Origin of the sequence: Halalkalibacterium ligniniphilum (assembly GCF_000334155.1) — a bacterium.
GTDB lineage: Bacteria > Bacillota > Bacilli > Bacillales > Bacillaceae_D > Halalkalibacterium > Halalkalibacterium ligniniphilum.
On sequence record NZ_ANNK01000048.1, the window covers coordinates 20,664 to 37,208 of the forward strand.

A 16,545-nucleotide genomic window follows, 5' to 3' on the forward strand; every position below is an offset into this window, starting at 1 on the left:
AAGTCAGAATTAAGGTTATTTTCTCATACAATTCTTGTCTGTACAATTTTAAATTGAATAAATTTTCAAACTGTACTATAATAGAGGTGGAACACTACATAAAGAGAGGGAGATGAGTAATGAAACTGCAAACGCTTCCATCGAAAGAAGGAAATCATAATCTACAAAACTATGCTGAAGCTGCACGTTCATTTGATTGGGCGTCTGTTGAAAAAGAATTTACATGGTCTACGACTGGCAAGATTAATCTAGCATATGAAGCTATTGACCGGCATGCCGAATCTACTTATAAAGAAAAAATCGCTCTTTATTATAGTGATGCAAAAAGAGACGAAAAGTATACGTTTGAAGAGATGAAAGCTCATTCAAATAAAGCGGGTAATGTTCTTCGAGATGCAGGTGTAGTAAAAGGGGATCGTGTATTTATTTTCATGCCTCGTTCACCAGAGCTTTACTTTGCACTCCTTGGCGCGATTAAAGTGGGTGCAATTGTTGGTCCGCTCTTTGAAGCATTTATGGAGGGGGCTGTCCGTGACCGCTTAGAGGATAGTGAAGCCAAAGTACTCATTACAACACCTGAATTGCTAGAGCGTGTCCCAGTAGATGATCTCCCTCATCTAGAAACCGTTTTTGTTGTTGGGGAGAATGTAAAGGAAGATGGACCTTATAAAGACTTTCTATCACAACTAAAAGCTGCAAATGCAGAATTAGAAATTGAATGGGTTGACCGTGAAGATGGATTGATTCTTCATTATACGTCTGGCTCTACTGGAAAGCCAAAAGGTGTTCTCCATGTTCATAATGCAATGATTCAACATTATCAAACAGGGAAATGGGTGTTAGATTTAAAAGAGGATGATGTATACTGGTGTACAGCGGATCCAGGCTGGGTAACAGGAACGTCCTATGGCATCTTTGCTCCATGGCTTTGTGGGGTAACCAATGTTGTTCGTGGGGGACGTTTTAGTCCTGCTGACTGGTACGAAACATTACAACGATATAAAGTAAGTGTTTGGTATAGTGCTCCAACCGCCTTCCGTATGCTTATGAGTGCTGGAGATGAATTGGTGAAGAAGTATGATCTATCACCAGTTCGTCATATTCTCAGTGTAGGTGAGCCGCTTAATCCTGAAGTAATCCGCTGGGGAGCAAAGGTATTTGACCTTCGCATTCATGATACATGGTGGATGACAGAAACAGGAGCTCAGCTCATTTGTAATTATCCGTCCATGGATATTCGACCAGGATCGATGGGAAAACCAATTCCTGGTGTGAAAGCAGCAATTATCGACGATCAAGGAAATGAGCTTCCGCCAAACAGAATGGGAAATTTGGCGATTAAAAAGGGCTGGCCGTCGATGATGCGTGCCATTTGGAAAAATGAAGAGAAATATAATAGTTATTTTGAAATCGAAGGCTGGTATGTGTCTGGAGATTCAGCATATATGGATGAAGATGGCTACTTCTGGTTCCAAGGACGTATTGATGATGTCATTATGACTTCAGGCGAGCGTGTTGGCCCATTTGAAGTAGAAAGCAAACTCGTCGAGCATCCAGCTGTTGCTGAAGCGGGTGTGATTGGAAAGCCAGACCCAGTACGCGGGGAAATTATTAAAGCATTTGTTGCCTTGCGTGATGGCTATGAAGTAACAGATGAGCTAAAAGAAGATATCCGTAACTTTGTTAAAAAAGGGTTGGCGGCCCATGCAGCCCCTCGTGAAATTGAATTCAGAGAAAAGCTGCCGAAGACACGCAGTGGAAAAATCATGCGGCGTGTATTGAAAGCTTGGGAGTTGGATTTACCTACAGGTGACCTTTCTACAATGGAAGATTAATCATCATGTCCCCTTGTTTTACAATAAGCAAGGGGATTTTTTTTGACCCACTGAATGATTACAAGGTGAAAGCAACGAAGGAAAAGGAAAAAGAAAGACGCCTTGTTCATTGTCAAGGCGTCTTTCTTTTGAACGTAAGACAGAATAATAATTTCAAAGCTGTCTAGCTACAGGAGCCTGTGACCTCGCACCACTAAAAGATAGCCTTGTATTTCACTTATCTGCCTGTTTGGGGTTCATCATTCGATTCATCGTCCTCTGGTACTGGTACTGGCGTTGGAGTCGGTGTTGATGGAGTACCACCATTGTTGCTGCCATTGCCACCATTCGATGGAGGTGTATTGTTTCCATTGCCATTCTCTGGACTTTGATTGGCATCCCCGTTCGACTCTTGGCCATTTGCCGGAGTTTGTTCTGGGCTCGCTTGATTATTAGGGCTTGCTCCAGTTCTAGAAACAGTGGATGAGCGACCTGATTCACGGCCTGCTGTATCAACAGCTGTTACATAATAAGAGTAGTTTCCTCCCCCTACAGTATATGATGTCGTTTCATTTCCTTTGACACTACTAACCCGACTGTATTGGTTGCTATCCCCTGAAGCTCGGTAAATTCGGTAGCCCACAATATCGCTTCCAGGGTGTTTTGCCCATGATAAGGTTTGTCCATTTAGGCTAATATTACTGACAGCACTTGGTGTCATGCCGTTATCGGGAGCTGTTCGATTTGGAACGAGGTTGTTAAAACCATCTGGTAAATATTCAGATAGGCTGTTAATTCCCCAATAATCCTCTGAAATGGTCACGCCAAAGTCTGTGAACTCTTCTGGCGTTGATGCCAACGCTAGGTAGTTCATGCCATCAATGGTTACATATCTAGCTCCTTCTAAACTGGAATCCGTCGAACCAGGTACGAATTTCGCATTAAATAAATCCGATGTTACTAGTCCTGCTTGCTCGCATATCGCTGAAGGCAACATCCCAGTTAAACTACAGATGGAGCGTCGAACAATTCCTTCAGGCATTGCGAAGGGTTGGCTTGGGGCCATTAGTTCAGGGTCTTGATCATAAGCGGAGTTGGCAATATTTGCCCAAATCTGCTGTGTTCTTGGACCATAACGCAGTCCATTTACCGTTCGTTGTATTTCCTGTGGTTGGTTGTATCCAATCCATACACCAAGTGTAACGTTAGGGTTGGTTCCTACAAACCAAGAATCACGCACATCACTTGATGTTCCTGTTTTACCCGCCCAATCCGCTGAAAACTTTAAGCGGCCAGGCAGTGAACTAGCCGTCCCGACTCCTCGAAGAACATCCCGCATCATATCGATCATGAGATATGAGGTTTGCGGTGTAAATACGTCAACAGCTTCGGACTGATGCTCATAAACAAGCTCGCCATCAGCTGTCTCAATTCGTTCAATTAAATACGATTGAATGAATTTTCCTCCGTTCGCAAACGTTGCATAAGCATTCGTGTTTTGCTCGACTGTCACATTATAATCCGTCGAGCCTAATGGAGCTGCAGGATACGGTTCACCCTCATTTATACGGAACCCGAATTTTTTCATCGTTTCTCTCGCTTGCTCATGAGGAACTTGTAAAAAGGCGCGCACGGCTGGTACATTGCGTGAACGTGCCAATGATTCACGTGCTGATAACAAGCCTAAGTATTGTCGATCGAAATTATTAATTTGTTGAGACGTACCAGGATAAGTGGCAGGGGTATCAGGAATAACAATTCCAGGCTGCACCGCTCCCACTTCCATGGCTGGCGCGTATGCAAGTAAAGGCTTCATTGTCGAGCCATTTTGTCGATAAGCTTGTGTGGCATAGTTGTAATGGTTTTCATCACTGCCTTCGTTCCTGCCACCGACAAAGCCTTTAATCGCACCCGTGCGATTTTCAATTAACACAGCGCCTACCTCTTCTTGCTGGTCACCACGATTTGGTCCAAAAAGATTTGGGTTATTTACTGACTCTTGCATCGCAACATAGATGTCTTTATCGATGGTTGTATGAATACGGTAACCACTTTGAACAAGCTCTGCCGAAGCTTCACGCTGTAGTTGGTTTAGCGTTTCAGTTCGCTCTTCACCTTCTAGCTCACTAAGATTAATCCCTTTTTCTTCAAGCTTTTTTTGTACAAGAATGTCTTCTGCTCTTCGCATCACTTCATAAGTTAAGTAAGGAAACTCATCGATGGGTGAAGCCGAAGCTTTTGTTAAGTGCTCACGAAGATCGTAAGTAAGTGCTTCTTCGTATTCAGCTTCTGTGATATACCCTCCCTCATGCATACGGCGCAAGACGGTTTTCATTCGATCAAGCCCTGGCTCAAGGTTCTCTTTTACTTCTCCTTGCCCAGTGAAAGGTGTATAACCGAAGGGGCTTTGGGGAAGGCCAGCAATATAAGCAGCTTGAGGGATTGTTAAGTCTTTGGCATCGACACCAAAAATCCCCTGTGCAGCAGCTTGAACACCAGCAATTTGACGACCTGATGCATTCCGCCCAAACGGTACAACATTTAAGTAGGCCTCTAAAATTTCTTCTTTCTCTAGATAGGTTTCAAGACGCATAGCAAGAAGAATTTCGGTTGCTTTTCGGTCAAATGAAACATCGCTTGTTAAAATTTGATTTTTAACGAGCTGCTGTGTGAGCGTACTTCCCCCAGTTTGGACGGAAGAGTTTGCAAACTCTTGAAAGGTTGCGCGCAAAATTGCTTTAGGTACAATTCCATCATGTTCATAAAAATATTCATCTTCCGTTGCTATGATTGCATTTAATAAATGTTCAGAGACATGGGAAAGAGCAACTTGATGACGTTCGATTTCTGTTGGGAGCTCACCGATTAAGACATTATTTGCAAAATAGGCTTGGCTCGTTTCTTCATAATTGTAAATGGATTCCTTCATTTCATCGGCATTACGAAGGGGTTCGTCTTGGACGAGTGAGGCAAAGTAGCCAGCACCAGCTCCACCAATAAAAACAATCGACATAAGGCCGAGTATAATAAAGACAAGGAAGAGATTCCAAAAAACTTGGTATGTGATACCGATCTGGTGAAAAATTTTCTTTTCTTGAAGGGTTTCAGAAATCGACTGAAGTGTAGTAATGAATTTTTTCATGACTTCAACCTCCTAAATATAACGGTAATTATAGCATATTGTGTCCTTATTTAATATGGTTTGGAAGGATTTCATATATTTTGAAGTTGACAGATGAAATGCATTATGATAAAAAACAAAGGTATATAAAAAAGCGTTGAATAGTCGAAGTAGCATACGTTTCCCTGTTTCAGAGAGCTGGTGGTTGCTGAGAACCAGCACAAAAACGTCATGTGAATTACAGCTTGGAGCTTTCCTTGTGAACGTGAATTGCAAGGAACGGTCATTCCGTTATCGTGTCAGAGTGGGAGATCTGATCTCCAACAAGGGTGGTACCGCGACTAACCTCGTCCCTTTTTAGGGAGGGGTTTTTTTGTTTTTTTACGTTATGAAAGTAGAAGATGACTCAAGGAGGACTTGAAATGGAAGAAAAATTGTCATTATCTCCAGAACAAAAAGAAGAAGTGGAACGTCAGTTAGCTATTCTTAAACGAGGAGTTGTTGAAATCGTTCCAGAAAATGAGCTCCGTACAAAGATCGAGCAATCGGTCGTAACAGGTAGACCTTTAAAAGTGAAATTAGGGATGGACCCATCTGCACCAGATGTTCATATTGGCCACACGGTTGTTCTTCACAAGCTTCGTCAATTTCAGGAATTGGGCCATGAAATTCAAATGCTTATTGGTGATTTTACGGGACGAATTGGGGACCCAACAGGAAAATCAGAAACGAGAAAACAATTAACCAATGAACAAGTGAAAGCCAATGCACAAACCTACGTCGAGCAATATGGAAAAATTCTCGATATGGACAAAGCAACCATCTACTATAATTCAGAGTGGCTAAGTCCTTTAAATTTCGAGGAGGTCATTAAGCTTTCAAGTCAAATGACGGTTGCACGTATGCTTGAACGAGATGATTTTGAAAAAAGATACAAATCAGGGCAAGCGATTTCCATTCATGAATTTTTCTACCCATTGATGCAGGGGTATGATTCAGTTGCGTTAGAGTCTGATATTGAAGTAGGCGGGACCGATCAAAAATTTAATCTTTTAATGGGACGTACCCTCCAAGACGCTTACGGTAAAGAAAAGCAGGTAGCGATGATGCTTCCGTTAATCGAGGGATTGGACGGCGAGCGTAAAATGTCTAAGTCCTTAAATAACTATATTGGGATTGATGAAGCGCCAAATGAAATGTTTGGTAAAGCAATGTCGATTCCAGATGAATTAATGATTAAATACTACGAGCTAGCGACCGATCTATCGATGGAAGAAATTAAGGAATTAGAGCAAGGCTTAGCAAATGGAAGTGTCCATCCTCGTGATGCGAAAATGAACCTTGGTGCAACACTTGTCCGGATGTATCACGGCAAGGAAGCAGCAGAACAAGCAAAAGAATATTTTACAACGGTTTTTCAAAACCGCAGTTTACCAACAGATTTACCAGAAGTGGAATGGGGCGGGGCAGAAACCGTTTGGATTGTTGATCTTCTTGTTGAGCTTAAGCTGCAAGCCTCTAAGGGAGAAGCTAGACGAATGATTCAAAACGGCGGTGTCAAATTGAACGGAGAGAAGGTTGAGGATGTTCAACTTCAAGTCCAAATAGAAGATGGGCTTATCGTTCAGGTAGGAAAACGAAAATTTGCGAAAATCCGTAAAAACTAAAAGGAGGGACAGGTGAACACCTGTCTCTTTTTGTTTGAGGATAGGAAAGCAGAACATTTCTTTCTAAGCTGTCTAGTGCAAGCGGCTCAAGATTGCTTCAGCTTGTAAATGGTCGTCTAAGCTAGGTACTTGTGCGTTTATGGAAATAAAAAATAAATTCGAATTTTTCAGTAGACCAAAAAGACCAAAACAACCAATATGGTCAGAATACCTTCCAATACTGAAAGCGCTTTATAATAAGGAATAGTTTTTATTTTCACTTTTTAAGAAGGAGTTGATAGAATGATTCAAACAGTCTTTGCGAATGTCTCAAAGCATTTGTGGCACTCGCATGAACAAGTTAAACGGCTCTTATTATTTGCTATTCCTACGAAAAAGAATGCCGAGGCGTTAAGGAAGGAAAGCAATTCAAATGAGAGTGCGTCAAATTCGCCAAATGATCCAGGCCAAGAGGGGAACGAGCCATCACCATATAAAACCCATCAAAAAATCGGTCTGTTATTAGGTCCTATTTTATTCACGTTAACACTTTTATTTTTCAGTCCAGAAGGCTTAAGTTCTCAAGGACTAGCCGTGCTAGCAATTACACTATGGGTTGCGACGTGGTGGATAACAGAAGCGATTCCCATTCCGGCAACTTCATTAATGCCGATTATTTTATTGCCAATTACAGGAGCGTTAGAAACTGGAACTGTTACAGCTTCCTATGGTGATCCAATTATTTTTCTGTTTTTAGGTGGTTTTTTGATTGCCTTAGCTATGGAAAAATGGATGCTTCATAAACGAATTGCTTTAACAATTATCCAGATGATTGGTACAAGTACAAAGCAAATTGTCTTAGGCTTTATGATTGCAACAGCGTTTTTATCTCTGTGGATTTCAAACACAGCAGCTGTAATGATGATGATTCCAATTGGGACAGCAATTACGTATCAAGCTGCACAAGCATTGAAAAGAGCAGGTAACAACTCTATAGAAGACGAAGAGCGTTTTAATAAAGGAATGATTCTCGGGATTGGTTATGCTGGGACGATTGGTGGGCTAGGTACGTTAATTGGAACGCCGCCTAATATTATCCTTGCCGGTACAGTTGAACGTTTGTTTGGCTATCAAATTTCTTTTGCTGAATGGATGTTTTTTGCACTTCCACTTGTTGTCCTGATGATTGTCTTAGCTTGGGTTTATTTAGTTACGATTGCTTATCCAACTAATATTAAGCAATTACCTGGTGGAAAAGAATTAATTCTTAAAGAAAAGAAAGCACTAGGACCTGCATCATTTGAAGAAAAAATGGTATTTAGTGTCTTCGTTTTTGCAGCGTTTATGTGGATAACTCGAACGTTCTTTTGGCAAGAAGGCGGGCTTATTATCGCCATTCCAAACATTAATGATACAATGATTGCCATTTTTGCTGGCTTGCTATTGTTCTTAATCCCTTCAAGAAGCAAGCGGGGGACTTTCCTGCTTGATTGGACGGTATCTAAAGAGATTCCATGGGGAATTTTCCTTCTTTTTGGTGGTGGTTTGGCCATTGCTTCAGGGTTCCAGGAATCAGGCTTAGCTGATTGGATTGGAAATCAGCTCACCATTTTAGATGGAGTGAGCATGCTACTTATGATTACCGTCACGACGTTATTAATCATGTTTTTAACGGAAATCACGTCAAATACAGCGACTGCAACGATGATTTTACCGATTGTTGCTGCACTTGCACTAGCTGTTAATGTTCATCCATTAGCATTAATGGTACCTGCAGCTATGGCCGCAAACTGTGCGTTTATGCTTCCAGTAGGAACCCCTCCTAATGCCATTGTTTTCTCAACAGGAAAGGTTACGATTGGAAATATGGTGCGTGCTGGCTTCTGGGTAAATGTTGTAGCAACGATTATCATCATTTTTGCAGTTTACTTGTATTTACCGCTCGTTATGGGGATCGATTTATCAACATTCCCAACTGAGTGGCGTTCATAATTTTTCTTAAAAATGATTCAGAGATTCTTCCTATCTCTGAATCATTTTTTTGTCCACTTTGGAATATGATAGTTGAGAATAAAAACATTCATTTGAGGTTCCTTTTTCACCGATAGCAGTATGTGCAACTTGCTTTCTCGATTGGATGAAAACGAGTTCGTCAAGTAAAGCTGAGCAACCTTTCAATGAAGGGGTGTGAGCGGAAGGGCTTCGCTGTTTTCTCATCTGGAACGGAAGCTCCGTCGCCTTTTCACACAAAAAAAGAGCCAGCATTGGCTGACTCTTTTGGCAATGAATGATTAACGAGAGTAGAATTCGACGATAAGCGCTTCAGTGATTTCTGCTGGAAGCTCAGAACGCTCTGGTAAGCGAGTATAAGTCCCTTCAAGCTTATCAGCATCAAATGTAACATATGCAGGTACGAAGCTATTTACTTCTAATGCTTCTTTAATTACTGCAAGGTTACGGGATTTTTCACGTACACCGATTACTTGACCTGGTTTTACACGGAAAGATGGAATATCTACACGCTTACCATCTACTGTAATGTGGCCATGGTTAACAAGCTGACGAGCAGCACGGCGAGTACGTGCTAAGCCTAGACGGTACACTAAGTTGTCCAGACGTGATTCGAGAAGAATCATGAAGTTTTCACCGTGGATACCAGACATTTTTCCTGCATCATCAAATAGGCGACGGAATTGACGCTCGTTCATTCCGTACATATGACGAAGCTTTTGTTTTTCTTGAAGCTGTAAACCATACTCTGAAAGCTTCTTGCGTTGGTTTGGACCATGCTCACCTGGAGCATAAGGGCGCTTTGCTAATTCTTTTCCTGTACCGCTTAGAGAAATTCCTAAACGACGAGATAATTTCCAAGATGGACCTGTGTAACGAGCCATAAAAACGACTCCTCCTTTGTTATTTTGAAAGTTGCAAAATAACAACAGTTTGGTAATCCCATGACATGCTCATTTTGCTGTTCTGCATCCTCGCTTCGACAGCTAGAAGTTACTCGATGCACCTTAAACGATTTATTCAGCCGCCGTTTAAGGAACAAAATGAAGGGGTGCACATTTCATGTTTACCTTGGCTGTCTTATTTCACATGTTCTCTATTTTAACCTGTTCAAAAGAGTGAGTCAAGATTCGCACATAAAAAACAATGAAAAGATCGACATCATCGTATAGTAAATTGTATTGGAATGAAGTATACTTTAATGGAAAATAATCCAGGGAATAATGTGGAAATGTAATAATTTTGTCTCTTTTTTTTTGAAATAAATTGAAATTAACTAAAAGTATTCTCCTAAAAAAATTGAAAGCAATTAAAGGATTTACTTCCTAGAGAGAGAACTATAGAGAGAACAATTAAGGAAAAAGGACGGCAGTGTGGTGATAATAAGATGGAGTTTTTTGAGCGAAAAAATGAAACCAACGATATTTTTACGAGCATAGTAAACAAAATCAAGGGAGATTCTCAACATTCGGGAAGTCTTTTTAAACATGCCGTTCTTTTTGTTACTTCAAAAAACGGCCCACTTTTTCACATGAACACCTTTGGCGAAACCAATGAGAGAATAGAGAATGCTGCATTTCATGCTCGAAAGCACCCTTCCTCATTCACCACCCCAAAAGTATATAAAGAGTGGATCATTTGTTGCCAAGAAGTTTGGCTTGACCTTTCCAGTAAAGGGCCGACTGGGTATCTGGGACTTGTTATTCCAGAGGAGAGTATGACCGTTAAGGATGCAGTAGCGTTCGTAAGAAATTGTGCGATGGAGTTTAACAGGAAAAAGGAGCCTTTCCAATTAATTTTAACGGTGGACAATGTAATTGAGAAAGCCAATTTTAATCTTAGTTTTCACCAACTTGTCCATGCGCTAATTCACTGTATTACGGAATGTCAAAAGGATCTGACGGTTGTATTTTTTGAGCAATCAGACGATTATTATGTGCCGATTGCTTCATCTGTTCAACAGATCGTTAATGAATCCTCATCCTTCTCTATCCATCATGAACAATTACACCCATCCGTATCGGAGGCTTCTTATACAATCGACAATAACCTGTTTCATGAATATGGCTCATGGCAGCATTTGATTAAATTATCAGGGGACTACGGTTTAATTGGAATGTTCTCTATGAAAGAACCTTCATTATTTCTCGAACCAATGACAACCTTCCTTAAGATGCTAGAACCGCTGCTTGTCCAAGGGTACGAAAAAGAACAAACCGTGATGAACAGCAAGCGAAGTGACTTACTCTTACACGTAACGAAAAAGTTTCATTCTTCAATGGATATTGGAGAAGTGTTAGGGGAAGTCTTATTTGCGATTAATGAAATGTTTCCAGCATTCGAAGTTCATCTCTACTTGTCCAGAGAATGGGCAGTAGACGAGGCCCTTCCAATTAAGCCATTAAGATATGGAAGTAACGGAGGAAATCCAACGGCTGAACACGCTTATTTAACGGGGCAAACCCAAATTAATAATCATCAAACGAATCAAAGAGCAGCCCTGTATGTCCCTTTAAGAGGAAAGCAAGGGGTATATGGAATAATGCAGGTAGAGACAAAGTCAGCCATTGTTTTTCCTAAACGTGAAATTGAGTTTATTGAGATGCTTGCTGATACAGGAGGTAGTGCGTTAGAAAATGCGGAGCTTTATCAGCAGTCCCGAAAATTAATCCACGATCTTCAACTAATTAATGAGACTTCTCAACAATTAAATTCAAATTTAAGGTTAGCTGATACAGTTACATTTATGTCTAAGCAAATGAAGCAGGCATTTGGTGCAGAGGAAGTAGGCTTTCTCTTGTTTCAAAATGGTGAGTTAACAGTGTTGGAAGGGAGTACACCTTTATTCCAGAAAGAAGTAACGAAACAAAAGCTATCAATGTTTGTGAATGAGATACAAAAGAATAAAGATGCCGTCTACATTGGCGATTCTGAACAACATGAAGAGATTCGTTTTGGGCCATATCGCTCTATCTTAGCATTGCCGATGGTTCAAAGTGAGGAGTTAAAAGGCCTTGTGCTTGTGGTTCATCATGAACCTTACCATTTTACTTTCGAAGATTTTAAATTAATTCAATCACTGATTCATCATTCAACACTTGCTTTTATGAATTCTATGCTCCATGAAGAGCTTGAAAAGATGGTGATCACCGATTATTTAACTCGATTGTATTCGCGAAATTATTTAGATGAAAAAATCCAAGAATCAATCGCAAAAGACCCTCAGGGAGCGTTCATTCTTTTGGATATTGATAATTTTAAAGAAATTAATGATTCATTTGGACACAAGGTAGGGGACGATATCATTATTCAAGTTGCAACGATCATTCAGCAAAGCATACGAGATGAAGACATTGCGGCAAGATGGGGAGGAGAAGAGCTAGCGGTATATCTACCAAAAGTTGAGGAGGTCATTGGCTATAAGATTGCCCAACGTATTGTGAAGGCAGTGGCTATGAAAACAAACCCAAATGTTACCGTATCCTGTGGGCTGTCCGTTTGGCATCAAAGGGATGAAGAAATTAGCTCCCAGCGTCTTTTTGAGCAGGCGGACAAAAGGCTCTATTTTGCAAAAGAATCTGGGAAAAATCGAGTCGTTGCCGAAAGCTATACTCCTTATGAATCGTAAATGAACTGGAGAGGCTGGCACATCAGTGAAAGTGTCAGCCTTATTCTACATGAATCAGCCTAGATAATTGATTAAGGTTTTAACAAACTGCTCAAGACCATCCTGTTCCTCCTCGCTAAAACGGTCCTTGAGAGGGCTGTCGATATCTAAGACCCCGATCAGATGACCATCTTTTATTAAAGGGATAACGATCTCAGAGCGTGACGCTGCGTCACATGCAATATGGCCGGGAAATGCATGTACGTCAGCAATTCGAAGTGTTTCTCTTTTTAACGCTGACGTTCCACAAACACCTTTCCCTAAAGGAATGCGAACACATGCGGGTAAGCCCTGAAATGGTCCTAGCACAAGCTGCTCACCTTTAATAAGATAAAAGCCAACCCAATTGACATCGGATAAAAATTGGTTTAATAAAGCGGCTGCGTTTGCGAGAGTGGCAATTTGGTCATCTTCTCCGTCGAGAAGTGCAGTGAGCTGTTTATTTAATCGTTGATACTGCTCTGCTAGTGTTCCTTGATAAGATTCGACATGAAACATAATGATTCCTCTTTTCTTTAGATGGTTTAATGAGAATGAACAAAGATTTTGTAGAAAGCTTTTTCCGTATTGTCGACCGATTTGTACAGGAAGTCCCTCCCTCATCAAGAAAAGATTCTAGTAATGAGAAGAGGAGGGTTAACAAATGAGTAATGAAACGACAAAGGAAAAAGTCCTTCAAGCAGCGATTGCCCTTTTCAATGTCCAAGGTTATCATGGGACGTCTGTCCGTCATATTGCAGAAAAAGCAAAAGTAAATGTCGCCTTAGTTTCTTACTATTTTGGTGGAAAACAAGGGCTGCTCGAACAACTTGTCGTTCAATTTTTAGAAGGCTATTTACTCGTGATGGAGCGATGCCTAAATCAACCATATGAACGGACGACAAGGGATACCTTACTTGCTATGATGGAAGAACTTTTAAAATATGAGCAATCCAATCATCATTTGGCTCGGTTCGTATGGAGGGAGATGACACTAGACTCGATTTTGGTTCGAGAAGTGATGTCAACCTACTTACGAAAAGAAAAGCATTATTATGAAGTGATGCTTCAAAAAGGCAAGAAAGAGCGAGAATTTAGTAAACAACCCGTTGATTTTGTCATTATGCAGCTTCGAGGAATGATTACGATGCCTTTTTTGCATCCACATTATTTACGAGAGCTATACCAATTATCGCTAACAGACCATGCCTTTATTAAGCGCTACATGAACTATGTTCGACGTTGGGTAGATTCATGTCTTTGCCAAATGCCTCACCCTAAATCAGTGGTGCTAAACAGGTGAGGAAAGGGATACGTTTTGTGAAAGTTGATCAAAGCCTGTCATTAAACCTTTTGCTGTATGTGCATCTGAGCCATAGATTAAAGGAATTCCTCGTTTGGCGGCTTCTTCGGCAACAGCTTTAGGTGGATATGTCTCATTGCAATATGGTTTTGCCAACCCTGCACCATTATAGTCGAGAGAAAGACCTTGTTCTTTCACATAAGATAAAATTTTAAAGTCCCTCAATTTCTGGCGTTCGCTTAAGGATGCTGGAAATTTTTTTTGGAATTTATTAACTAACGTCATATGACCAATACGCTTTGGCTTGTATGGCCCTAAATCAGAAAGGATTGATTTTGTTAACGTTTCATAATAATTTTCATAAACCTTATCCGTTGAGCCGTACAGCTGGCTAAGTTCAGCAAAGGACTCAGGACTATAGTCAAGGCAAACATATTTGTTTTGATGGCGAAGAAAATGAACAGAAAGGATGCTATCATCAAGCTCGGGACCGATTTCGTTTAGAAAAGCTTTTGTTTCATTTTCATATCCTTCAATGTAGTCAATCTCGAGACCCATTGAGATCGTTAATCTGCCTTCATACTGGCGTTTAACCTCCTTGACAGCAAGAAAATAATCGTGAAGCCTTTCCCAAGACATTCCACTATCCTTCTCGGGAGTGGGATCAATAAAAGATTTGGGCAAAGGAGCATGCTCAGCAAATGTAAGACCTTTCATCCCAAGTTCAAGAGCATAATCACAATACGCTTGCAGGGTGTCCTTGCTGCCATGTGGACAAAAAGGCGTATGAACGTGTCCATCATAGGTTATCAAATTTTGTCACATCCTTTATCGATTACGCTAAAGAGTGTATTATAAAAAGAGAAAAAAATAATACAAATACACGGTTTCATGGTATCATATTACATAACATTGATGAATGAAAAATGAAAAGAAATTTGTTGAAATAAGAAGGGATTTTAACAATTTAAGCGAAGCAAGAAGGCATCTTGCTTTTAGCGATGATATGAAACGAAATCATTCGTAATATTACTGTGAATTTATTATACGTGTTGCCCATAAAATACATAGGATTACGCAATCGGCTTAAATGAGCGTGATTTTTAGATAAAATGGGGCCTTCACATTAGGAAAAGGAAGGGAGACCTCACATGTCCTATCTTCTCTATACAGCAATTATAATTGGAATTATTTTCTTTGTATATGGTGCATTAACTCGGAAGAAGATCTATAAGGAAGTGGACAAGCTAGAAGATTGGAAAAATGATATCTTAAATCGACCGATTCCCGATGAAATTGGTAAAGTTAAAGGCCTCAATATGTCTGGAGAAACAGAAGAAAAGTTTGAGACATGGCGTACCGAGTGGGATGATATCGTTGGAACGATTTTACCGAATATTGAAGAACAGCTGTTTGATATTGAAGAGCTGGCGAATAAGTATCGCTTCCAAAAAGCAAAACAGGTGCTTGTAACTGTTGAGCAGCGATTAAATACCATTGAGGAACAGCTTTCACTTATGGTAAAAGAAGTGGAGCATTTTGTTCAGAGCGAGGAGAATAACCGCTCAGGTATTAGAGAAGCACAGGCTGAGTTCCAGGAGCTTCGAAAACATGTATTAACAAAGCGTGGTTCGCTTGCGGGTACAGCAATAGCATTTGATGAAAAACTTGACCGAGTTGCTTCTCACTTGGCTTCTTTTGATGAACTGACACAATCTGGTAATTACTTACAAGCGTCTGACATCTTAAATGAAGCAATTGAACAATTAAGTGAAGTGCGTGATCTGCTTGATCGTGTTCCAAAGCTGTTTATTGAACTTCAGACGAATTTACCAGCAGATTTCTCAGAATTACAAGCCGGGATGAAAGAAATGGAGGATGCTGGTTTTTATCTAACGTCTTTTGCATTTGATGTAAAGTTGGAGGCTTTGGAAGAGCAACGACAAGGTTTAGTAAATAGGCTTCTTGTCTTGGATTGTGAGGGACTTGAGGAAACAATCAAAGAAATAACGGAAAACGTCGAGCAAATGTATGGAACGCTCGAAAATGAAGTCAAAGCAAAGCAAACGCTAATCGAAGCAATTCCTACACTTGAGCAGAATCTAGAACAGACAAAAGAACGACTGAAAGATTTGAAAATGGAAACCGAATCTGTACAATTAAGTTATCGGCTTGCGGAGGAAGAGCTTGCGTCTCAACAAAAAATCGGAAAGCAGTTAAATGAACTTTCAAAGCAATTGCAGGTCATCCATGATTCAGTCGAGCACCAAAAGCAAACGTATAGCTCTCTTCATATGATGCTTAATGAATGGGAAGAGGGACTACAGAAGATTCAAGAGCAAATTATCAAGGCACAAGAATCGTTGACGTCATTACGCCATGATGAGTTGAAGGCGAAAGAGGCATTAAAAGATTTAAAACAAACATTATTAAATGGGAAACGAGAGCTACAAAAAAGCAATATACCAGGTGTGCCACAAAAGCTTCTCTTTAAGCTTGAAGAAGGAGAGGAAAAGCTTTTAGCAGCTGCGAATAAATTAGAAGAAATTCCTTTGGAAATGGGACAAGTGACTGCGTTAGTAAATGAGGCTCATAAAGCAGTCGAGGAGAATCAGGCATTGATTGAAAGCACGATTGAAAAAGCAAAGCTTTCAGAGCAATTGATTCAATATGGCAATCGCTATCGGAGCAAGTCGGAAAAGGTGCATCAGCTTTTAGCAGCTGCGGAGCAAATGTTCCGTTCATATGAGTATGATGAGGCAATTGAGCTTGCGATTCAAGCCATTGAACCATATGAAACGGATGTAGTTGAAAAACTTCAAAGCCATGCGGGCTAGTCGACAAGAAAGGAGCACGATGCTGTTCCTTTTTTTGTACGTTCAAGTATAAATTTTTTAACTTAGGAATTTATTGACGTAGTTAAAAATTTGAAGGCCTAAGTATAACTGCAACGAAGGCTTTCGCTATAAAGGACTTGGCGAAAAAGCCAAGTTTTGTTTATGTGC

The 16,545-nt window shown here is 40.5% G+C and carries 10 protein-coding genes and 1 other annotated feature; of the genes, 6 read left to right on the plus strand and 4 right to left on the minus strand.

Translation table 11 applies throughout. The features are described 5' to 3' along the window. Nucleotides 1-119: 119 nt before the first annotated feature. The gene (gene acsA, locus BLT_RS0104175) at nt 120-1,835 is read left to right on the plus strand and encodes an acetate--CoA ligase (RefSeq protein ID WP_017726554.1); all 1,716 of its coding nucleotides are present in this window, start codon (nt 120-122) and stop codon (nt 1,833-1,835) included. 217 nt (nt 1,836-2,052) lie between these two features. Here acsA and BLT_RS0104185 read toward each other — a convergent pair whose 3' ends face one another. After that, nucleotides 2,053-4,956 (minus strand): transglycosylase domain-containing protein, encoded by a 2,904-nt coding sequence (locus BLT_RS0104185; RefSeq protein ID WP_017726556.1) that lies wholly within the window; start codon nt 4,954-4,956, stop codon nt 2,053-2,055. Nucleotides 4,957-5,083: 127 nt separating this feature from the next. After that, nucleotides 5,084-5,293 (plus strand) — a binding site (T-box leader). 64 nt (nt 5,294-5,357) lie between these two features. Here BLT_RS0104185 and tyrS point away from each other — a divergent pair. Continuing rightward, nucleotides 5,358-6,602 carry a tyrosine--tRNA ligase gene (gene tyrS, locus BLT_RS0104190; protein WP_017726557.1) on the plus strand — a complete coding sequence of 415 codons (1,245 nt, stop codon included), beginning with the start codon at nt 5,358-5,360 and terminating at the stop codon, nt 6,600-6,602. Nucleotides 6,603-6,884: 282 nt separating this feature from the next. Next, nucleotides 6,885-8,573 (plus strand): SLC13 family permease, encoded by a 1,689-nt coding sequence (locus BLT_RS0104195; RefSeq protein WP_017726558.1) that lies wholly within the window; start codon nt 6,885-6,887, stop codon nt 8,571-8,573. Between the two features lie 299 nt (nt 8,574-8,872). Here the strand turns inward: BLT_RS0104195 and rpsD are convergent, their stop codons facing one another. Next, nucleotides 8,873-9,475: a 30S ribosomal protein S4 gene (rpsD, locus tag BLT_RS0104205; RefSeq protein WP_017726560.1), complete on the minus strand. Its 603-nt coding sequence runs from the start codon at nt 9,473-9,475 to the stop codon at nt 8,873-8,875. A 503-nt stretch (nt 9,476-9,978) separates the two neighbouring features. On the opposite strand from rpsD, the gene BLT_RS24390 reads away from it, so the two are divergent. Then, nucleotides 9,979-12,219 (plus strand): sensor domain-containing diguanylate cyclase, encoded by a 2,241-nt coding sequence (locus BLT_RS24390; RefSeq protein WP_017726561.1) that lies wholly within the window; start codon nt 9,979-9,981, stop codon nt 12,217-12,219. A gap of 54 nt (nt 12,220-12,273) precedes the next feature. Here the strand turns inward: BLT_RS24390 and BLT_RS0104215 are convergent, their stop codons facing one another. Further along, nucleotides 12,274-12,756: a GAF domain-containing protein gene (locus tag BLT_RS0104215; protein ID WP_017726562.1), complete on the minus strand. Its 483-nt coding sequence runs from the start codon at nt 12,754-12,756 to the stop codon at nt 12,274-12,276. Between the two features lie 145 nt (nt 12,757-12,901). Between BLT_RS0104215 and refZ the strand changes: the two genes are divergently transcribed. Further along, nucleotides 12,902-13,540 carry a forespore capture DNA-binding protein RefZ gene (gene refZ / locus BLT_RS0104220; protein ID WP_017726563.1) on the plus strand — a complete coding sequence of 213 codons (639 nt, stop codon included), beginning with the start codon at nt 12,902-12,904 and terminating at the stop codon, nt 13,538-13,540. Here refZ and hisJ read toward each other — a convergent pair. Beyond that, nucleotides 13,529-14,353 carry a histidinol-phosphatase HisJ gene (hisJ, locus tag BLT_RS0104225; protein WP_017726564.1) on the minus strand — a complete coding sequence of 275 codons (825 nt, stop codon included), beginning with the start codon at nt 14,351-14,353 and terminating at the stop codon, nt 13,529-13,531. The two genes, refZ and hisJ, sit on opposite strands and share 12 nt — an antisense overlap. A gap of 338 nt (nt 14,354-14,691) precedes the next feature. On the opposite strand from hisJ, the gene ezrA reads away from it, so the two are divergent. Beyond that, nucleotides 14,692-16,377, plus strand: a complete 1,686-nt coding sequence (ezrA, locus tag BLT_RS0104230) for a septation ring formation regulator EzrA (RefSeq protein WP_017726565.1) — start codon at nt 14,692-14,694, stop codon at nt 16,375-16,377. The last annotated feature ends 168 nt before the right edge of the window (nt 16,378-16,545 follow it).